18 protein-coding genes and 2 tRNA genes are annotated in these 19,656 nt (G+C 37.9%); 16 read left to right on the forward strand and 4 right to left on the reverse strand.

Annotated features, from left to right (window positions below; translation table 11 throughout):
* Window positions 1–70 precede the first annotated feature (70 nt).
* From BN986_RS20810 to BN986_RS20820, 4 genes are all read left to right on the forward strand, one after another.
* Window positions 71–2,005, forward strand: coding sequence for an aconitate hydratase (locus tag BN986_RS20810; protein WP_040983696.1), 1,935 nt, complete (start codon window positions 71–73; stop codon window positions 2,003–2,005).
* 14 nt (window positions 2,006–2,019) lie between these two features.
* The gene (locus BN986_RS27460; RefSeq protein ID WP_187378596.1) at window positions 2,020–2,187 is read left to right on the forward strand and encodes a hypothetical protein; all 168 of its coding nucleotides are present in this window, start codon (window positions 2,020–2,022) and stop codon (window positions 2,185–2,187) included.
* A 537-nt stretch (window positions 2,188–2,724) separates the two neighbouring features.
* Window positions 2,725–3,228: a GNAT family N-acetyltransferase gene (locus tag BN986_RS20815; protein WP_040983698.1), complete on the forward strand. Its 504-nt coding sequence runs from the start codon at window positions 2,725–2,727 to the stop codon at window positions 3,226–3,228.
* Between the two features lie 218 nt (window positions 3,229–3,446).
* Window positions 3,447–3,968, forward strand: coding sequence for a GNAT family N-acetyltransferase (locus tag BN986_RS20820; RefSeq protein WP_040983700.1), 522 nt, complete (start codon window positions 3,447–3,449; stop codon window positions 3,966–3,968).
* 72 nt (window positions 3,969–4,040) lie between these two features.
* On the opposite strand, the gene BN986_RS20825 is transcribed toward BN986_RS20820, so the two are convergent.
* A complete protein-coding gene (locus BN986_RS20825; RefSeq protein ID WP_040983703.1) occupies window positions 4,041–4,784 on the reverse strand; it encodes an SDR family NAD(P)-dependent oxidoreductase in 744 nt (247 codons plus the stop codon).
* A 369-nt stretch (window positions 4,785–5,153) separates the two neighbouring features.
* Between BN986_RS20825 and BN986_RS20830 the strand changes: the two genes are divergently transcribed.
* The 10 genes from BN986_RS20830 to nikC all read left to right on the forward strand — a co-directional run bounded on the left by BN986_RS20830 (window position 5,154) and on the right by nikC (window position 16,797).
* Window positions 5,154–6,050 carry a DMT family transporter gene (locus BN986_RS20830; protein ID WP_040983705.1) on the forward strand — a complete coding sequence of 299 codons (897 nt, stop codon included), beginning with the start codon at window positions 5,154–5,156 and terminating at the stop codon, window positions 6,048–6,050.
* 192 nt (window positions 6,051–6,242) lie between these two features.
* Complete coding sequence (locus BN986_RS20835) at window positions 6,243–7,217, forward strand: LacI family DNA-binding transcriptional regulator (protein WP_040983707.1); 975 nt, start codon at window positions 6,243–6,245, stop codon at window positions 7,215–7,217.
* 13 nt (window positions 7,218–7,230) lie between these two features.
* Complete coding sequence (gene rbsK / locus BN986_RS20840; RefSeq protein WP_040983709.1) at window positions 7,231–8,112, forward strand: ribokinase; 882 nt, start codon at window positions 7,231–7,233, stop codon at window positions 8,110–8,112.
* A gap of 130 nt (window positions 8,113–8,242) precedes the next feature.
* The gene (gene rihC / locus BN986_RS20845) at window positions 8,243–9,163 is read left to right on the forward strand and encodes a ribonucleoside hydrolase RihC (protein ID WP_040983711.1); all 921 of its coding nucleotides are present in this window, start codon (window positions 8,243–8,245) and stop codon (window positions 9,161–9,163) included.
* 30 nt (window positions 9,164–9,193) lie between these two features.
* Window positions 9,194–10,615 carry a C4-dicarboxylate transporter DcuC gene (dcuC, locus tag BN986_RS20850; RefSeq protein WP_040983714.1) on the forward strand — a complete coding sequence of 474 codons (1,422 nt, stop codon included), beginning with the start codon at window positions 9,194–9,196 and terminating at the stop codon, window positions 10,613–10,615.
* A gap of 351 nt (window positions 10,616–10,966) precedes the next feature.
* Window positions 10,967–11,983 (forward strand): ABC transporter ATP-binding protein, encoded by a 1,017-nt coding sequence (locus BN986_RS20855; protein ID WP_040983716.1) that lies wholly within the window; start codon window positions 10,967–10,969, stop codon window positions 11,981–11,983.
* Window positions 11,958–12,926 (forward strand): ABC transporter ATP-binding protein, encoded by a 969-nt coding sequence (locus tag BN986_RS20860; protein ID WP_040983718.1) that lies wholly within the window; start codon window positions 11,958–11,960, stop codon window positions 12,924–12,926. Before BN986_RS20855 ends, BN986_RS20860 begins: the two co-directional genes overlap by 26 nt.
* A gap of 54 nt (window positions 12,927–12,980) precedes the next feature.
* Window positions 12,981–14,666: an ABC transporter substrate-binding protein gene (locus BN986_RS20865; RefSeq protein WP_040983720.1), complete on the forward strand. Its 1,686-nt coding sequence runs from the start codon at window positions 12,981–12,983 to the stop codon at window positions 14,664–14,666.
* 181 nt (window positions 14,667–14,847) lie between these two features.
* On the forward strand, window positions 14,848–15,849 hold the full coding sequence (locus BN986_RS20870) for an ABC transporter permease (RefSeq protein WP_040983722.1): 1,002 nt from the start codon (window positions 14,848–14,850) through the stop codon (window positions 15,847–15,849).
* Between the two features lie 54 nt (window positions 15,850–15,903).
* Entirely contained in the window at window positions 15,904–16,797 is an 894-nt protein-coding gene (gene nikC / locus BN986_RS20875) for a nickel transporter permease (protein ID WP_052401004.1), read from the forward strand.
* Between the two features lie 100 nt (window positions 16,798–16,897).
* Here nikC and BN986_RS20880 read toward each other — a convergent pair whose 3' ends face one another.
* From BN986_RS20880 to BN986_RS20890, 3 genes are read right to left on the reverse strand one after another with little or no spacing between them, the layout of a single operon-like run.
* Window positions 16,898–17,869: a DUF4097 family beta strand repeat-containing protein gene (locus tag BN986_RS20880; protein ID WP_040983725.1), complete on the reverse strand. Its 972-nt coding sequence runs from the start codon at window positions 17,867–17,869 to the stop codon at window positions 16,898–16,900.
* Window positions 17,866–18,423, reverse strand: coding sequence for a DUF1700 domain-containing protein (locus tag BN986_RS20885; protein WP_040983728.1), 558 nt, complete (start codon window positions 18,421–18,423; stop codon window positions 17,866–17,868). The genes BN986_RS20880 and BN986_RS20885 overlap by 4 nt, the downstream gene beginning before the upstream one ends.
* Window positions 18,416–18,736 (reverse strand): PadR family transcriptional regulator, encoded by a 321-nt coding sequence (locus BN986_RS20890; RefSeq protein ID WP_040983730.1) that lies wholly within the window; start codon window positions 18,734–18,736, stop codon window positions 18,416–18,418. Before BN986_RS20890 ends, BN986_RS20885 begins: the two co-directional genes overlap by 8 nt.
* Before the next feature lie 765 nt (window positions 18,737–19,501).
* On the opposite strand from BN986_RS20890, the gene BN986_RS20895 reads away from it, so the two are divergent.
* Both BN986_RS20895 and BN986_RS20900 read left to right on the forward strand, forming a co-directional pair.
* Window positions 19,502–19,578, forward strand: a tRNA-Arg gene (locus BN986_RS20895).
* 1 nt (window position 19,579) lies between these two features.
* Window positions 19,580–19,656: transfer RNA gene (locus BN986_RS20900), tRNA-Pro, on the forward strand.

Below are 19,656 nucleotides of genomic sequence, written 5' to 3' on the forward strand. Positions count from 1 at the left end.
TTTGCTACGTGTAATAATTACTATATAAGCATATTCTAATCAGGACAGTATAAAATAAGGAGGAAGCAACATGCAGCTTAATGCAGCTCAAAAATTAATTCAAGATCATTTGCTGTCAGGAGAGATGAAAGCGGGAGAAGAAATTGGTATAAAGATTGATCAGACGCTAACGCAGGATGCTACAGGTACAATGGTAATGCTGGAGTTAGAAGCCATGGGCATTGATAAAGTAAAGACAGAGGCATCTGCACAATATGTAGACCATAATTTGATTCAAGAAGACTTTCGTAATGCAGATGACCATTTATTTTTACGAAGTTCGGCACAAAAATTTGGAATTTATTACAGCAGACCTGGAAACGGTGTCAGCCATCCTGTTCATATGCAGCAATTGGCACGTCCCGGAAAAACCTTATTAGGTTCAGATAGTCATACATGTGCAAACGGCTGTATGGGAATGCTGGCAATTGGAGCAGGCGGAATTGACGTCACGATGGCAATGGCCGGCGAACCTTATTATGTGAAAATGCCGCGGATCATGGGGATTGAATTGACGGGTAAACTACCTGATTGGGTCAGTGCCAAGGACGTCATTTTAGAAATGCTGCGTCGCCATGGTGTAAAAGGCGGTGTGGGCAAGGTACTTGAATACTATGGACCTGGAGTGAAAGAATTATCTGCCATGGATCGGCATGTTATTGCTAATATGGGAGCGGAACTTGGAGCAACCGCCACGGTATTTCCATCAGATGAAGAAATTAAGCATTTTCTAAAAACACAAGGACGTGAAGATGAGTGGATTGAATTAAAAGCGGATGATGGAGCAGTTTATGATGAGCATGAAGAAATTAACTTGTCTGCGCTGGAGCCATTGATTGCGAAACCGTCCAGCCCGGGGAATGTCGTTCCTATCACGGAAGTAGCTGGAGAAGACATCTACCAGTCTTACATCGGTTCTTCTGCTAATCCAGGTTACCGCGATTTTGCGATTGCCAGTGAAATTGTAAAGGGAAAGCAGATTGCCAACGGTACTTCCTTGGATATTAATCCGACCTCCCGTCAATTGTTGGAACAGCTTGTAGAAAATGGACATATTGCAAATCTGCTGTCTGCTGGCGCCCGAATGCACCAGGCGGGATGCAATGGTTGTATTGGCATGGGGCAGGCGCCGGCTACGGGGAAAAATAGTTTACGCACAACTCCACGAAATTTTCCAGGCCGGTCTGGAACAAGAGAAGACAGCGTTTTTCTCTGTAGTCCAGAAACAGCCGCTGCTTCTGTATTAACGGGCGTTATTACAGACCCGAGAACATTGGATATGGATTACCCGAAAATAAAAGAACCAATTAAATTTTCTACGCAAGGCATGTTGGAAGCCCCACCAGAGGATAATAGTCAAATTGAATTGGAAAAAGGACCGAATATCACTACTATTCCGGACTTTGAGCCAATTGAAGATAATTTTGATGTACCTGTTTTACTGAAGATGAATGATAATATTTCAACAGATGAAATTCTTGCTGGAGGTTCACGCGTTTTACCATACCGCAGTAATATCCAAAAAATCAGTACCTTTGCGTTTGAAATTATTGATGATCGGTATTACGAAGAAGCCATGAAAAAACGTGATGATGGCGGTCATATGGTTGTTGCAGGCTTTAACTATGGACAAGGTTCAAGCCGGGAACATGCAGCTTTAGCTCCCCGTTATTTGGGGTTAAGGGTTGTACTTGTGAAAGATTTTGCCCGTATTCATTTACAGAATTTGATTAATTTCGGTATTTTGCCATTAACGTTTGTAAATGAGGAAGACTATGATTTGGTTCGCCAGGGAGATGTGCTGGAATTTCGTCAAATCCATCAAACGATTCAAAAGCAACACACGTTTGAGATTCAACTAAAAGGAACCGATCGGACCATTACCGTTCAGCATGATTTGACGAAGCGACATCTTGAAATACTTCTAGCCGGCGGAATTATTAATTGGATTAAAGAAAAACAATAGAAAGGAAGGTAGCTATGGGATCTCAGGAACATGCTTGTAAAGCTTGTGATGGGACAGGCTTATTAAGAGACGATGAACAATGGCAATATACTTGTACCGTTTGTCATGGTGACGGGTTTGTTGCTGCTGTGGAAAAGACGGAAAAACTGCAGGTGGATGAGAACCACCGCGTTATCGATTGAATAGAAATAGTGGAGCGGCATTGTTTGGTGATACAATAGCTGCTTCCTCTGTTTTTGCATATAAAACGAACCATTCAGGGGGAGTTTTAGACGGTTCTCCATGATAAATTCTAAAATCGCCGACTCCAAAGTTTTCGGATGAGTTGATATATAAATATAAAACGTTACAAGAGGATTCGCATAAGGAAATCTCCTTTTTTTTAAAGGATTTTAGATGTTAAATTTGATATGTAATGTTTATTTAAGATCTCTTTTTAAAGAAAGGAAGCTTGTAAGGATGACAAAAAAGAAAACTTTATTCGTTGGTTTAGCAGGCTTTCTCACTTATTTTGTAGTTACAACAGTTTATCATCTTATTTTTTAATATATGAATCTATTTATCGTAGCTAAAAGATTTGATCAACCAAGTCTTAGCTTCTTTCTGTTTAGGGTAATAAGATTTTAAAATCTTGTCGACAGGAAGCTGTTCTTGTGAAATAATATATGAAAAAAGTATCGAAGTCATATATAGTATGATACAAAAGAGGTGTCTGTTAGATGATACATATTGCTCCGATGCAAATGGAGGATGAAGATAGGCTGTATGCATTTGAGTTAAATAACAGGAAGTATTTTGAAAAATTTGTTCCTTCCCGGGGAGAAGCATTTTATCAAAAAGAAGATTTTCGAAATAGACTTCATGAGTTACTGAAAGAACAAGCTAGTGGTACATCTTACTTTTATCTAATCAAAGATACCGATGGAGAAATCCTGGGAAGAATCAATTTAACAGATATGCGTTCTTCTCAGAAAATGGCTTTTTTAGGCTATCGAGTTGGTGAAAAACATGCAGGTAAAGGAATAGCAGGGAAGGCGGTTGAACTTCTCAAAGTGGAAGCTGAGAAAACGTTGAGATTGAAAAGCATCAAGGCTCAGACAACTGCAGATAATATTGCTTCTCAAAAAGTGTTAGAAAAGAAAGGGTTTAAAGAAACGAGCCGGGAAGATACTGCTTATGAAGGAAAGCCTCTAACTTTTGTTTATTATCAATTGACCTTTTAAAATTAATGTTTACAAAATTAAATAATTAAAAGCTTTTGCAAAATGTAGGGTATGCATATAAATGAACAGCATGCTCTTTTGAATATGAATAGTGTCAATATTGTTAAGAGCACATCGTATCGACATGAACTCGTTTAGTTATGAAATAATAATTAAGCAGATATAAATAAAAAAGAGAAATTTGCCAAAATAAATGAAAGGTGAAGGGGGCGTTAGTTATGATACGTTTGGCTAGTGAATTAGATGCAAGGGCGGTAATGCAAGTGAAGCATGAACTCATGTCTTCGGATAAAACATCAACATTTTTTATTACCTCTCCAACGGATATTTCAGAAGACCTCTTAGAGGAAGAAAAGAAGATCCAGCAGAGTAAACAGAGAGGAGATTTGTATATTGTCGCTGAAGCAGAAAAGAAGGTGGTTGGTTTTCTACTTTTTCAACGCTATGGGATGCCCCGCTTAAAACACGCTGGGTCCATGGTAATGGGAATTTCTGAACAGTACTGTAATCAAGGAATTGGTACACAACTAATCGAGTACTTAATAAATTGGGGAGAACAACAAAAAAACATAGAGAAAATCTGTTTAGGTGTATTGTCGGTTAATGAACGGGCGATAAAAGTATATAAACGAATTGGGTTTATAGAAGAAGGAAGACAATTGAATCATATTAAATATGAAGATGGAACGTATAGCGATGATATCTTAATGGCTTATCATCTGAATGATAATTTGGAATAGAGAGGGAGGTAGATTTATTATCGCCTCTCTATTTTCTGTACTCTACATAATGAATGTAACGTAAGCTCCTATTTAAACATCTGTCCCCAGCGTAAGTCCTCCATCTACTACAATTTCAGTACCATTACAATAAGCACTCTCATCCGAAGCAAGAAAAGCTGCTACTTGCGCTATATCGTTAGACTGCCCGAGTCTTTTTAACGGGATAGCATCTGCTTCATTTACATTAATGTTACTGTCACTTACCATATTCGTTTGAATAACACCAGGGTGAATAGAATTAACCCGGATTCCTTTAGATCCTAATTCTATAGCGGCAGATTTAGAAAGATTGGAAACAGCTGCTTTTGAAGCTGCATAAGCTGCCGCATCATTGATTGGTGCAAAAGCGGAGATAGATACATTATTAACAATAGCTCCTTTTTGCTGTTTTTCCATGTAAGGTGTAACTGCCTTTATTCCCATAAAAACGCCGACCTGGTTTACATTGATTAATTGTTGGAAATCTTCAACAGTCGTCTCTAATAAAGGTTTTTTAATGAAAATACCAGCATTGTTAACAAGTACATCTATTTTATTATAAGTATGAATAACAGTTTGAACAGCGGTTGTCCAGTCTGTTTCTTTTGTTACATCTAATTGGACAGGGAGGCTTTGTTTTTCACCAATTTCTAATGAAAGAGCTTTTGCATCTTTCAAACTCCTTGCCCCAACTGCAACTTTTGCGCCAAGTGAAACGAAATGTTTCGCTATCGCTTTTCCTTGTCCTCGATTTGCTCCGGTTACTAATATAACGTGATCTTTTAAATTTGGCATAATTACTCCTTTAGTTTTTATTGTTTTTCATTAGAAATTACCTCAGTCTATCTTCTCATAAACCCAGTATTTCCTAATAATAAAGAAAATGAAACAGGAGTTCAATTAGATGAACCCGCCTGGATATATCTTAGTTATAAAAAAATATTTTCTATTGATTACATTCAGATTTATGAGCAAAATAGATATAAAAAATGTATCCAGTATGATAATCTAATTTGAGAACAGTTTCATTTCACGATAGAAAAAGTAAGGTAAGTGCATGCTTACGTTATTTCTAAGATTATAAATCAAGAGGTGATTTTGCAGCAGAAATATTAGAACCTCTTCTTAACTAAGCAAATGTCAATTTCAGAGGAGGGATAATCATTGAAGCAAGGAACAATTAATATATTACTAGTTATCACTATCATCTGCATATCCTTATCGGCAATACTTGTAAAATTATCGGATGCACCTTCTACCATTATGGTAATGTATCGGATGTTTTTGGCGTGTGTATTGATTTTTCCTATGGTTTTTAAATACCGGCATTCGTTTTCAAAAATAAAACGAAAAGAGTGGATAGCCATTGTATTTGCTGGTGTCTTTCTGGCAGGCCATTTTGGATTATGGTTTGAGTCTTTAAAACATACAACAGTGGCAAGTTCTACGTTAATTCTAGCCTTGCAGCCTGCAATTGCCTTAATTGGAGGTCTGATTTTCTTTAAAGAAAAATTAGATATACGTATTGTAGTAGCAATGGGGATTGCTTTTATCGGTGTTGTTATTGTAGGAGGCGGAAGTTTAGGAAGCGGTAGTGCAGCTTTATATGGGAATATATTGTCCTTCCTGGCTGTTGTTTCTGTGGTGCTTTACTTAATGATTGGTCAACGAAATGTGAAATCCATTAATCATTGGGTTTACAGCTTTTTAGTATTTATGGTTGCGGGGATAACAGTCGTAGTTATTAACCTCATTGGCGGCGTATCTTTTACAGGCTATAATACAAATGACTGGCTGGTCTTTATCATGCTGGCTATTTTCCCAACAGGAGCACATATAATTTTTAATTTATTATTAAACTATGTAAATACAACGACCGTTTCAATGAGCACACTAGGAGAGCCGGTAGGTGCTTCGATATTGGCTGTCATTTTTTTACAAGAAATGCTTACACCTGTAGAGATGATTGGTGGCGTGCTGATTATTGTCGGGATATTTTACTTTTTAAAATTGCAGGCAGGGTCAAAACAAGCTATTCCAAAAGAATCGGAAGGTGTATGAAAAAAAGCGGATGGACCATATTTTTGGTTTATCCGCTTTAATGATAAACGACAACTTCATAAACGATTAGAAATAAAAAGCATTGACAACAAAAAGAAATCGTTTTAGAATTACATGTAACGGGTTACATGAACCTGTTTTAAATTTCACGAATATGTAACGGGTTACATATTCACAAAAAGGAGGAATGATATGGCGACTATTCGAGAGGTTGCGAAACTTGCCGGTGTATCTGTTGCTACTGTTTCCCGTGTAATGAATAAAAATGGATATATTAATGACAAAACAAAAGAAAAAGTAGAAGCAGCGATTAAAGAATTAGATTATCGGCCCAATGATGTGGCTAGAACACTTTTTAAAGGGACATCTAAAATGATCGCCTTATTTGTACCAGATATTATGAACCCATTTTTTCCTAAACTAGCACGTGCGGTGGAAGATACTGCAAATAAGTCAGGCTATACATTTATCCTTTGTAATACAGATAACGATCGGGAGAAGGAAATGAAATACCTGCACAACTTGCTGCAAAAAACAATTGGTGGTGTCGTGATGGTATCAAGCTCGATTCCTCTAGAAACATTAAATAAAGTAAATGTACCGATTGTAGCATTAGATAGAGAAATTGCTGATATGATATCTGTTACTGTGAATAACCGGACAGGTGCAATAGAAGCAGTGCGTCATTTGCAGGAGACTGGATGTAAACGAATTGCACATATAAGCGGCCCAGAAGATACAACAAGTGCAGTAGAACGTAAAAAAGGTTATTTAGAAGCGGTGGGACAGGAAAATTGGTTTTCTGAAGAATATCTTATTCCGGGAGAATATACTTTTGATGGTGCTTACCAAGCAACAAAGGAATTAATAAAAAAACATCCTGAAATTGATGGTATTTTTGCTGCCAATGATTTAATGGGTGTAGGTGTTTTAAAGGCTGCTGAAGCTTTGAACTTACGTGTTCCGGAAGATTTATCTATCATCGGGTATGATGGAATTGAATTAGGGGAAATTACAACACCGGCACTGACAACAATGGGACAGCCAATTTATGAAATTGGAAAACGAGCTGCTGAAATAATTATTGATAGGATGGAAAATAATCAGAAGGAATTTGCTTCTGAACAATACAATGTTCAGCTAATCCATCGACAATCCACAAAGTAAAGGAATGAATTGTATGAAGAGAAAACCAAGGGTCTGTGTTGTTGGGAGTATCAATATGGACATGGTGACAACAACGGATAAAATGCCTAAGCAAGGGGAAACGATTCTCGGTAAATCATTCACAACACACCCTGGAGGCAAGGGAGCAAATCAGGCGATCGCAGCAGCCAGGCTTGGAGCCGATGTTGTCATGGTTGGAGCTATTGGTGATGATGCTTTTGGCAATAGTTTAAAAGCACGATTTCGTAATGAAGGCGCGAATGACGAAGCAATTATTACAGTTCCTCATGAATCAACAGGCGTTGCAACTATTATTCTTTCTGATGGAGATAATCGAATTATTGTTGCGCCGGGAGCAAATAAATATGTAACACCTGAAATGGTAAAAGAGAAGCAGGATAGTATCCTTTCCAGCGATATTGTTTTAATGCAGTTTGAGGTACCAATGGAAACCATTGAGTATACTGTAGAGCTTGCTCATAAGCATGGTATCCCGGTTGTTATTAATCCGGCACCGTTTAATGAGATTCCGGAGAACGTTGTAGATAAGGTAACATTTATTACACCAAATGAATCTGAACTTTTAGCAATGGAGCAATCTATAGATACCTCGTCTATAAAATTAAAAATTATAGAGACAAGAGGAGATCAGGGTGTCGCTTTTACTTTGGCAGAAGGGAAAGAGAAAACAATTCCGTCTTTTAAAGCAAAGGTAAAAGATACGACGGGTGCAGGAGATACCTTTAATGGTGCTTTTGTTACAGAATATGTAAAAGAAAAAGATGTTGAAAAAGCAATTCGATTTGCTAATGCGGCAGCCTCTTTAGCTGTAGAAAAAATTGGAGCTCAGGAAGGCATGCCGAAAAGAGAAGATGTTGTAAAAAGAATGAGGTAGAGACAGAGAGTTCTTTTCTTAAATAAGAGTAGTTCTTAGATTATCGAAACGGTTAATTTTAAAAAGAGAGACCTTCTGTTGTTTATAAAAGTGAATTTAAAAAGTCTATTAAAATATTGGAGGAATTGTCATGAGTAAGAAGCCAGTTATTATTGATACAGATCCAGGAATTGATGACGCAGTTGCGTTAGGGATAGCTTTATACAGTGAAGAGCTTGATGTTCGTTTAATTACAACGGTAAATGGAAACGTTAACCTGGATAAAGTTACTTATAATATATTGCGGTTAATGAAATTCTTTGATAAGCAGGTTCCCATAGCCAAAGGAGCTGCAACACCTTTGATTGTTGATCCTGTAGATGCAAGTGATATCCATGGAGAGACAGGTATGGATGGGTATGATTTTGAAGAACCAGACAATGGTCTGCTTTTAGACGAACATGCAGTAACAGCGATGCGCAGAGAAATTTTAACAAGTGATGAACCAGTGACACTTGTACCTATTGGACCATTAACAAATATTGCTTTGTTATTTAGAACATATCCTGAAGTGAAACAAAACATTAAGGAAATTATTATGATGGGAGGATCAACAGGCAGAGGAAACTCCTCCGTGATGGCTGAGTTTAATATTTATGCTGATCCAGAAGCAGCTAAAATTGTTTTTGCAAGCGGTGTACCAATTGCTATGGCTGGGTTAGATGTTGGTCTGAAGGCACTTGTTTATCCAGAAGATAGTGAAATTTTAAAAGATATGAATAAAACAGGGAATATGATTTATCATTTGTTTAAGAAATATCGTGGCGGAAGTTTTAATCATGGTTTGAAAATGTATGACAGTTGTGCAGTTGCTTATTTGCTTAAACCGGAATTATTTGAAGTAACGAATTGCTTTGTGGATGTTGAGTTAAACGGCGCATTAACAAAAGGGACAACAGTTGTTGACTTAAAAGGAAAAATGAATAGACAGCCAAATGTAAATGTTTGTATCGATATTGATGCGAAAGAATTTAAAAAGTGGTTTATGGAAAGTATTCAAAAATGTATTTAAGCGTTAACCATTCATCGGAGGGGAACCATCATGCTAGATAATTTTATTATGTATGGATCAGCTATATTAGCCGTTGTCGTCATTGTCTATATGCTAATTAAGAAAATGGATATTAAAATTGCCCTGTTTTTAATGGGAATTGTTCTGCTTCTGATTAGTTTGGGAATGGGGAAAGACATTGTTTTCCAAGATTTTCAATCAACAGGTTCATCCCTGCTTGATCCATTGCAAGTAATAGTTGAACAGTTTAAAGCAACACTAACTTCAGCAGGTTTAATTATTCTTATTCTGGGCGGATATACAGCGTATATGTCTTCTATTGGTGCGAATGATTTAACCGTTCAAGTGTTGACGAAGCCAATTAAAAAAGTAAAATCAGTTTATTTTTTAGTACCAATTACATTTTTACTTGGAAACGTTTTATCATTAGTTATTCCGAGTGCGTCGACTTTAGCCATTCTGCTATTGGCAACGTTGTACCCAGTTTTAAAGCAAGCAGGGATGTCTACATTAAGTATTGGTGCTGTTATTGCAACCTCGGCAACGATTGTACCGACACCACTTGGCAGTGATAATGTTGCCATTGCAGAAGAACTTGCACAGTATCCCGCTTTTAGCGATTTAACAGTAACTCAATACGTATTTAGCTATCACGCTCTAGTATCGATTCCAACCATTTTATTTATCGCATTGGTCCATTATTTTTGGCAAAAACGGATGGATAAAAAAATGATTGTAGAGGAACCGGAAGAACAGGTAGAATTAAAGGATATTGAACAGATAGAAGGAAACAAACTTTTTAAAACGGTTTATGCAATTCTGCCGATATTCCCTATCATCATTTTACTTGTTTCTTTTATAATTGAAATTACAACGAATACGACTGTAACGATTAGTGTAGAAATTGCTGTTTTAATTTCATTTATCATAGCAATTGTTTCTGAACTAATTCGTCATCGTAATACGAAAGAGGTCTTTGCAAACACAGAGAAATTCTTTACTGGTATGGGTAATATGCTACCTGTAGTAGCTTTACTGGTAGCTGCATCTGTATTTGTTGCGGGTTTACAGTCTATCGGCTTGATCGATACACTTCAGCAGACAATGCAGAGTACACAAGGCGGAGGAAATGGATTTATTCTTCCACTTATTTTAGTAGCTGTTACAGCGCTTATTGTCTTGTTGAGCGGAAGTGGTATTGCATTATTCTTTGCAATGGTTCCTTTAGTTGTACCGCTTGCTCAAGCAGCAGGGATTGACCCGATTGCTATTAGTGTTCCGATGGGATTAGCAGGAAACCTATTCCGAGCTGTATCACCTGTAGCGGCTGTTATCTTAATTGTCGCAGGAACTTTAAAACTAAATCCGATTCAAATTATAAAGCGTACTTCTGTGCCAATGCTGTCGGGTGTAGTGTTTATGTTTGTGTTATCCATGATTCTATTCTTATAAGAGTATATAACAATATTAAGGTTGCTCCAAAATTATTAGGAGCAACCTTTTTTATGGAAAGCATTTTTTAGTTAATATCATGCAAAAATTTTTTGCTTATAGAACATTATCAAAAAAGTATCTTTTACTTTATAACATGTAAAGAAAAGGTTTAAAAATTGAAATAAATCTGATAAAAAAGAATGATCTACGAATGTTTAAGCATATTCGCCATATTATAATTTAAGGCAACTTTTCTATATTTACTTTGTTGCTTAATTTTATATAATTAATAATTAAAAAATTAAGAAAATTAAATTTATTGATAAGTTCTTGGAGATTTTGGTTCTAAAACCAAAAGGAGGCACACACATGGCAGAAACCATCCTCGAATTAAAAGATTTACATACCCATTTTTTTACTGATAACGGTGAAATTCCTGCTGTAAATGGTGTAAGTATCAAGGTGCATAAAGGAGAAGTTGTGGGTATTGTCGGAGAATCTGGGAGCGGAAAAAGTGTTACTTCGCTTTCTGTTATGCAGCTTATTCCCAATCCGCCAGGAAAAATTGTGAGTGGTGAAATAAATTTTAAAGGAGAAAATTTGACGCGTTCCTCAGAAAAAAGAATGAAAAAAATGCGTGGGAATGAAATCTCTATGATATTTCAAGAGCCGATGACATCGCTCAATCCATTATTCACGATAGGCAATCAACTTATTGAAGCCATTCGACTTCATCAAAAAATCACAAAAAGAGACGCTGAGAAAAAGGCAATTGGTATGTTGGAGCTTGTTGGTATTCCAAGAGCGGACGAGGTTGTGAAGGAATATCCACATCAGTTATCCGGTGGAATGAGACAGCGTGTAATGATTGCTATGGCTATGTCCTGTGATCCAGAATTATTGATTGCAGATGAACCTACTACTGCTCTGGATGTTACGATTCAAGCGCAAATTTTAGATTTGATGCGGAATTTGAATAAAAAGAAAGATACAGCTATTTTGTTAATCACCCATGATTTAGGTGTTGTTGCGGAAATCTGTGATAGGGTTGTTGTTATGTATGCTGGGCAAATAGTGGAAGAAGGGACAACCAGAGAAATATTAAAATCTCCTGAGCACCCCTATACACAAGGACTAATTAAGTCTCTTCCAAAAATGCATGAAAAAGAGCAACAGCTGTATTCCATCCCTGGTGTTGTACCGAAGCCCGAAATGGAAAGCGTCGGATGCAATTTTGCACCCCGATGTGAATTTGCATTTAAACGTTGTTTTCAAGTAAATCCAGACCTTTATACTATGGGGAACAATCGTCAAAGCAGATGCTTTTTACACGATGAAAAAGAAAGGAAGGTAAAAACACATGCAGAAGCCGATATTGGAAGTTAATGGTCTGAAGAAATACTTTGATATCAGGGGAGGACCAATAGGAAGAAAAGTCGGTGAAGTAAAAGCTGTGGACGATGTGTCTTTTACGGTTAGGGAAGGAGAAATTTTAGGAATTGTTGGTGAGTCAGGCTGTGGGAAATCAACGACTGGTAAAGCAATTTTACGCCTAATTGAACCGACAGCAGGCAAAGTGACATTTCTGGATAAGGATATAACAAGCTTAAATAACAGCGAGATGCGCAGTTTACGAAAAGATATGCAAATTATATTTCAGGATCCCTATGCTTCTTTAAATCCAAGACATACGGTAGAAAAAATCATTGGTGAGCCCCTGCTGGTGCATGGGATGGACTCTGTTAAACAGCGGACAGAAAGGGTTCAAGAATTATTAGAGGTGGTTGGTCTAAGTCCTTATCATGCGAAAAGATACCCGCATCAGTTCAGTGGAGGACAAAGGCAGCGGATAGGGATTGCCCGGGCGCTTGCTAATAATCCTAAATTAGTTATATGTGATGAACCTGTTTCTGCATTGGATGTATCGATTCAATCACAAATTCTTAATTTAATGGAAAAGCTTCGGGATGAATTTAACTTAACATATATTTTTATTGCGCATGATTTGAGTGTAGTCAAACATATCAGTGACCGTATCGGTGTGATGTATTTAGGAAGGATGGTTGAACTGACAGATAAAAATAAGCTCTATGATTCCCCAAAACATCCTTATACGCAGGCTCTGTTATCTGCTGTTCCGCTTCCCGATCCAGACTTAAAAAGGGACAGGGTTATTTTGAAGGGGGATGTGCCAAGTCCTGCGAATCCTCCGTCTGGATGTGCTTTTCATACAAGGTGTCCACTTGCGATGGACATATGCAAAGAAGTAAGGCCCGTATTTAATCCTGTGGAAGATAATCATTTTGTTGCCTGTCATTTGTATGAATAAACAGGCTGGCAAAATATTACTCTTATAAATAACGAGATATGAGGGGGGAAAGCGATGAAGTTGAAGTATTCATTTTTCATCGTCTGCATGCTTGCTGTTTTCATGGTATTGGCAGCGTGTTCAGGCGATGGCGGACAAAATAGTGGAGAAGCGGAAGAAGGTGGTGACTCAGATACAACAGAAAGTACAGAAGAAACAGAAGCGGGTTCTGAAGGTGATGAAGGAGATCAGGTGTTAATATTTGCCCGGGGTGGTGACTCGGAAAGTCTTGATCCTGCGAGTACAACGGATGGAGAATCTTCCCGTATTACGAAGCAAATTTACGAAAGTCTGTTGGAATTTGATAAGGAATCCTTTGAAGTGCTGCCCGGACTTGCTCATGACTGGGAGGTAGCTGACGATGGGTTGAGTTATACGTTCTATCTGGAAGAGGGTGTAACTTTCCATGATGGGACAGATTTTAATGCAGATGCTGTCAAGCTTAACTTTGAGCGCTGGGCAGATCCTGATCATGAGTATGCTTTTGCTGATGATGGCTATGTCTATTCTATGTATGGCACGATGTTTGGAGGATTTTTAGGTGATGAGAATCATGTCATTGAAGAGATTAATGTCGTGAATGATTATGAAATTGAGTTTGTTTTAAGTCAGCCACTAGGGTTCTTCCTGCAAAATATGGCGATGACTTATTTTCCTATTACATCTCCGGCAGCACTGGAAGAATACGGGGCTGCAATTAATGAAAATCCTGTAGGCACGGGGCCATTTGAATTTGTCAGCTGGACGAAAGATGATTCCATTGTGCTTGATAAGTTTGAAGATTACCGGATAGATGGACTTCCTAAGTTGGATCGCGTTGTATTTGAAGTTATTCCGGATAATGCTGCTCGTTTGATTGCCCTGCGTTCCGGAGAGATTGACATTATGGATGGATTAAACCCGGATGATGCGGCAGGTGTAGAAGCAGATGAGGGCTTAGAATTGTATGAACGAGCTGAAAATAATATCGGTTATGTAGGATTTAATGTGCAAAAAGAACCATTCGATAATAAAGACTTAAGGCATGCGGTCAGCCATGCTATTGACAAAGAAGCAATTGCAGAGGCATTGTATGCCGGGTATGCAACCCCTGCTTCTGTTCCTCTTCCGCCAAGTTATATGGGATACAACGATGAAGTGGAGAGTTTTGAATATAATCCTGACAAAGCCGTGGAATTATTGGAGGAAGCTGGTTATGGAGATGGATTGGAAATTGAATTATGGACCATGCCGGTAGCGCGGCCTTATATGCCAGATCCGGAAACAGTTTCAGAAATTATTCAAAATAACTTGGAGCAGATAGGGATTACCGTGACTATTGTAAGAGAAGAGTGGGCTCCATATTTGGAGAAAACTATGAACGGGGAACATCAAATGTACATGCTTGGATGGTCAGGGACTAACGGAGATCCTGATTATTTCCTTAGCAGCTTACTGCATGGTGATAATGTAGGAAGCAGTAATAGGGAATTTTATGATAATGATGAAGTAGATGAATTTTTAAACCAAGCGAAATTATCGATTGACCAGGATGAGCGCGCAGCCTTTTATCAGCAGGCACAGGAAATCATTGCAGACGATGCACCAATGGTTCCTTTAGTACATTCCAGACCGGTGCTTGCAACAACGAACGCTGTAGAAAATTATGTACCTCATCCGTCAACAAGTGAATCTCTGGCAGAAGTAGAGTTAGCAAATTAATTAGAAACAAGTGAAGGAGACTCCGAATCCAGTCTATGTGTTTTCCTTTTTCTTTATTCAACTGGCGGCAACCATAATGGAAACTCTGACTCATTTGGGGAAGAGACAGAAACTGCAGGTGAAGTCTCCTTTTTCTTTTTTTAGATGAATTGTGTACATAAAGACGAATAGAGGTGATGGAGTGGTTTCCTATATTATTCGACGGTTATTAATGATGATTCCCGTGTTGATTGGAATGACATTAATCACCTTCTCCATTGTTCATTTAATTCCTGGAAATCCTGCTCAAGTAATACTTGGGGAAACAGCTAACCAAACAGCGATCGAAAATTTAGAAGAAAGTATGGGGCTGAATGAACCTTATTTAAACCAATACGGCATATATGTTAAAGGATTGCTGCAAGGAGATTTGGGAACTTCCTTGCGTTCTAATGCAGAAATATCAACAGAGATATGGCCGTATATTGCTGCTACATTTGAATTAACTATTTTTGCGATGCTTTTCGCCGTTTTTATAGGAGTAAATGCTGGTATCATCAGTGCTTGGAAGCAGAACTCCTGGTTTGATTTCTTTGCCATGCTTTTTGCTTTAATCGGTGTTTCCATACCTGTTTTTTGGCTTGCATTAATGGAACAGTGGATTTTTGCCCAGGAACTCGGATGGTTCCCTGCTTATGGTAGACAGGATAATAGAGACCCAATTGCACCAATTACGTATTTCTATGTTCTTGATTCCTTGATTCATTTGGATTTTTCCAGAGCAGGAACAGTGCTGAAACATTTGGTTTTGCCGAGTATTGCGCTAGGAACCATACCAATGGCGATCATTGCCAGAATGACGAGATCGAGCATGCTGGAAGTGATGAAATCGGATTATATTCGTACGGTGCGCGCAAAAGGTTCCGGGCAATTCCTTGTAATCTACAAACATGCGTTGAAAAATGCAATGATACCGGTACTTACAGTCATCGGCTTACAGACAGGGGTTTTATTAGGAGGGGCTATTTTAACCGAAACAATTTTCAGCTGGCCAGGAATAGGAAGATATGTGTTTGAAGCAATAAGCTATCGAGATTATCCGGTGATTCAGTCAGGCATTCTAGTGGTTGCATTTATTTTTGTCATTATCAATCTTGTTGTAGATATTCTTTATAAAATTATTGATCCAAGGATTAATTATTAAGGGGGAGCTGTGATGAAACAAGATAAAAAACAAACAAAAGAGGCAGAGCAGCAAATGGCTAACCCTATAAGTAGAGAACATCAGGGAGATGCAGAACAAATAGAAACTGTTTCGCCGTGGAGGGATTCATTCCGGCGTTTGATAAAGAATCGTTTTGCAGCAGCTGGTCTGATTATTATTATCTTTTTCATTATACTTGCGCTTGTTGCGCCGCTCCTTACATCTTATTCGTATCATGAACAAAATTTAGCAAACCGTCTGCAGCCTCCTTCCGATGCGCATTGGATGGGGACAGATGATTTAGGCAGAGATATATTTACGAGGATAGCTTATGGGGCAAGAGTATCGTTACAGGTAGGTTTTTTCGCTGTGATAGGCGCGTTGGTTTTCGGTACATTTCTTGGTATTATTGCCGGCTATTTTGGTCGTTGGGTAGATATGGTTATCTCCAGAATATTTGATATTCTGCTAGCCTTTCCGAGTATTTTACTAGCCATTGCGATTGTTGCGATTCTTGGTGCTTCTTTGCAAAATGCGCTTATTGCGATTGCTATTATTAATATACCAATATTTGGGAGGATCGTGCGTTCCCGGGTAATCAGTCTACGGGCAGAGGAATATATTATGGCTGCCAAAGCACAGGGGATGAAAAATGGGAGAATTATTTTTCGTCATATTTTGCCCAATAGTATCACACCAATTATTGTACAATCTACACTGGGTTTTGGGACAGCCATACTGGAAGCTGCTGCGCTTGGTTTTCTAGGGCTTGGTGCACAGCCGCCGACACCAGAGTGGGGGCAAATGCTCGCAAGTTCCCGTGAATTTATTCAACTGGCACCATGGACCCTTATCATGCCAGGTCTTTCTATCATGCTTGTTGTGTTAGGCTTTAATTTAGTTGGTGATGGTTTACGGGATATTTTAGATCCTAAAATGAGGAATTAATTTAGTAGTCTAAAAACACTGGAAAAATTTTTGTTCATAAAAACCTCGTTTGCTATGTAAGACTAACAAACGAGGTTTTAAGCTTAGGATAGAAGGATAATTATTCTATGGCGATCCTGCCATTGTTTGTAGTTGCTTTAATAAGTGTCTCTCCGTCACCATAAGTAACATCCCATTCTTTTGAATCAAAGACACGAATGGTTCCATTATTTGTTCTTAAATCAAGCGTAGCATTTTCAGGTTCTTGCTCAGAGTTAATATTAATTTTCCCATTACTTGTTTGTAAATCCATCGGGTAATCAAATCTCTCTGTTTCAATATGAATAGCCGCGTTATTCGTTTTTGCTTTCATTTCCCCGGAAATATAATAAGCTTCTATTTTTCCATTTGTCGTTTCTGCATTCGCCGTACCTTGGATAGAAGTAATTTCGATTTTTCCATTAGACGTATTTGCAGTTACGTCACCGATGATATGATCTAAAGTAATTTTACTATTTGACGTTTTCACATAGACATCGCCTTGTGTATTTTCCAGTATGATTTTGCCATTAGATGATTGCATATCAATGGAGGAAGCTTCTATATGGTTACCTTCAATTCTGCCATTACTTGTACGAAGCTGTAATTCATCAATTTGTAAATCAGCAGCAGATATTTTACTATTTGACGTTTTTACATCTATTGATTCCATCATATCTTCAGGTATAAAAATATCTAATGTAGCATTGGAACGAAATAAAAAATCAAAATCAAAGAAAGAGAAGGGAGTTTCTTTAATTTGAATCGTTAATTTTTCACCATCAATGGATGTAAGAAGCTCCTGTGTTTCAGCTTTTCTTCCAGTTGCTGTATAGTCAGCTTTTGGCTCTTCCTCATCAGCCGGGTGAAGACGGACTTGTGTATTTTCTGCATCTACTTCAATCTCACTGATTTCATTTGCATCGAGTGGAATTGATTCTGACTCTTCATAGGAAGCAGATTGTTTGTAAGATGAAAAGGTAGTAACCATCCCAATGATGCCGATAAGAAGCAAAAATACTGCCAAAATGATCATTCGTTTTACCGTTATCATACGTGATCTTCTCCTTTCACCAGACGGGCGTTAAATGCAATATATTTGGAAAATATACGAATAGCAGAATTGGTAACATAATTTGCTCCTATAAAGATGAGTAACCCGGATCCGGCAAGAGTGATAGAAGAAAATAATTCAAATAAATAAAATGAACCGGGTTGGATAATCCATTGAATACCCGCTATAAAAATTTGTACGACAAAAGAAAAAGCAACAACCCATGCAGCCAGAATAATTCCGGCGATCCCAATAGAGGGACCGAGGACAACAATAAGGTTAAAAAAACAAAGAGCAATGATTATACCTATTCTGCGAAATTGATTTTTTTCAGAATGATTTGTACGTACTTTTTCAACTTGCTGTGTGGATTGCAATTCTTTTGCGATCTGCTGAGGGGAACCTAATGAACGTACAATCTCTTCATCTGTTTTGCCTTCTGCTCTTCCCATTTCAAAATGCTCTTCAAAATCTTGAATAATTTCTTCTTGTTCTTGTGATGATAAGTAATGCAAATAGTAGCGAAGTTCTTCTAAAAAATCTAATTTATTCATTTCTCTCCTCCTTCATTAACGAATTAACCCCTTGTGTGAAATTTTCGTATGCTTCCTCAAGCTCCAGGAGATAATCTTTCCCTTCATCCGTTAAATGATAATATTTTCTGCTCGGCCCTTCTGTGGATTCTCTAAGGTAAGTAGTACAGTACCCCTGTTTCAATATCCGGCGTAATACAGGATAGACAGATCCTTCCGATATTTCGATTTTATCTGTAATTCGCTTAATCAGTTCATAACCATAGAAATCTTGTTTATCAAGCAGTACCAATACGCAAAGTTCAAGTACTCCTTTTTTAAATTGTGCATTCATTAAAGTCACCTTCTTTATGGGTAGCTGATAAATTCAACTATAGCATTTTGTTTAGTACTATTCAATACCAAGTAGTGATGTTACTATCTTATGAAAGGATCTATTTTTATAGAAGAGAAAGTTTAAAAGGATAGGTTGTTTATTTTACTTTTAAAAAAGTATAAAAATAGGTGAAATCTGTTAGTGATAGCATTTTACTTATATAGGAAGGGAGAAAGCTTTTGCGGGTGGAAACGAAAGGATACTTAAAAGAAAAATAGCATAGGTATCAAAGTCTTGATTTATCACGGAGAACCGCCCGTAAAACTCCCGCCACAAAATAAAGAGCGAAAATAAATTAATTTAGGCGGGAGAAAACGGGCGCTACCTCCCTGAATCACTAAGGCTAATTCAGTGGGAGAATGAAGGAAGCAGACTAAGTTCGCGACGTCCTGGGGTTGGGGCTGCGATTACTCGCCCCACCGAAGAGCTTTTGCGGTTACTCGTCCCATCGTAAAGAGTTGTCCGTCGAAAAACTCCCACTGAGTGAAGTTTCGTTTTATTAAAGGAAACAGTTATTTAATGAAAGGAAAATGAATTGTTTTTGAAAGAATAGTTTGATTATATTTTTTCGGAGAATTCTTCTTGCATCAATGATAAGGACATGCTATAGTGTTAAAAGTCGATTGTTTGTACGAAGCAATTAATAGATTGGTTGAAAAAATATTTCAAAAGTGATTGCATCGTTTAAATAGATATGATATTATATAAAAGTTCGCTTATAAAGCGCCTGTAGCTCAATTGGATAGAGCGTTTGACTACGGATCAAGAGGTTAGGGGTTCGACTCCTCTCAGGCGCGCCATCGGGAAGTAGCTCAGCTTGGTAGAGCACTTGGTTTGGGACCAAGGGGTCGCAGGTTCGAATCCTGTCTTCCCGACCA

It is taken from the genome of Oceanobacillus jeddahensis (assembly GCF_000750635.1).
GTDB classification, from domain to species: Bacteria; Bacillota; Bacilli; order Bacillales; family Amphibacillaceae; genus Oceanobacillus; species Oceanobacillus jeddahense.

What these genes read in the sequence shown, in the direction of transcription:
- BN986_RS20810 (WP_040983696.1), top strand. Translation starts at nt 71, where the DNA reads ATGCAGCTTAATGCAGCTCAAAAATTAATTCAAGATCATTTGCTGTCA.
- BN986_RS27460 (WP_187378596.1), top strand. Translation starts at nt 2,020, where the DNA reads ATGGGATCTCAGGAACATGCTTGTAAAGCTTGTGATGGGACAGGCTTA.
- BN986_RS20815 (WP_040983698.1), top strand. Translation starts at nt 2,725, where the DNA reads ATGATACATATTGCTCCGATGCAAATGGAGGATGAAGATAGGCTGTAT.
- BN986_RS20820 (WP_040983700.1), top strand. Translation starts at nt 3,447, where the DNA reads ATGATACGTTTGGCTAGTGAATTAGATGCAAGGGCGGTAATGCAAGTG.
- BN986_RS20825 (WP_040983703.1), bottom strand. Translation starts at nt 4,784, where the DNA reads ATGCCAAATTTAAAAGATCACGTTATATTAGTAACCGGAGCAAATCGA.
- BN986_RS20835 (WP_040983707.1), top strand. Translation starts at nt 6,243, where the DNA reads ATGGCGACTATTCGAGAGGTTGCGAAACTTGCCGGTGTATCTGTTGCT.
- rbsK (WP_040983709.1), top strand. Translation starts at nt 7,231, where the DNA reads ATGAAGAGAAAACCAAGGGTCTGTGTTGTTGGGAGTATCAATATGGAC.
- rihC (WP_040983711.1), top strand. Translation starts at nt 8,243, where the DNA reads ATGAGTAAGAAGCCAGTTATTATTGATACAGATCCAGGAATTGATGAC.
- dcuC (WP_040983714.1), top strand. Translation starts at nt 9,194, where the DNA reads ATGCTAGATAATTTTATTATGTATGGATCAGCTATATTAGCCGTTGTC.
- BN986_RS20855 (WP_040983716.1), top strand. Translation starts at nt 10,967, where the DNA reads ATGGCAGAAACCATCCTCGAATTAAAAGATTTACATACCCATTTTTTT.
- BN986_RS20860 (WP_040983718.1), top strand. Translation starts at nt 11,958, where the DNA reads ATGCAGAAGCCGATATTGGAAGTTAATGGTCTGAAGAAATACTTTGAT.
- BN986_RS20865 (WP_040983720.1), top strand. Translation starts at nt 12,981, where the DNA reads ATGAAGTTGAAGTATTCATTTTTCATCGTCTGCATGCTTGCTGTTTTC.
- nikC (WP_052401004.1), top strand. Translation starts at nt 15,904, where the DNA reads ATGGCTAACCCTATAAGTAGAGAACATCAGGGAGATGCAGAACAAATA.
- BN986_RS20880 (WP_040983725.1), bottom strand. Translation starts at nt 17,869, where the DNA reads ATGATAACGGTAAAACGAATGATCATTTTGGCAGTATTTTTGCTTCTT.
- BN986_RS20885 (WP_040983728.1), bottom strand. Translation starts at nt 18,423, where the DNA reads ATGAATAAATTAGATTTTTTAGAAGAACTTCGCTACTATTTGCATTAC.
- BN986_RS20890 (WP_040983730.1), bottom strand. Translation starts at nt 18,736, where the DNA reads ATGAATGCACAATTTAAAAAAGGAGTACTTGAACTTTGCGTATTGGTA.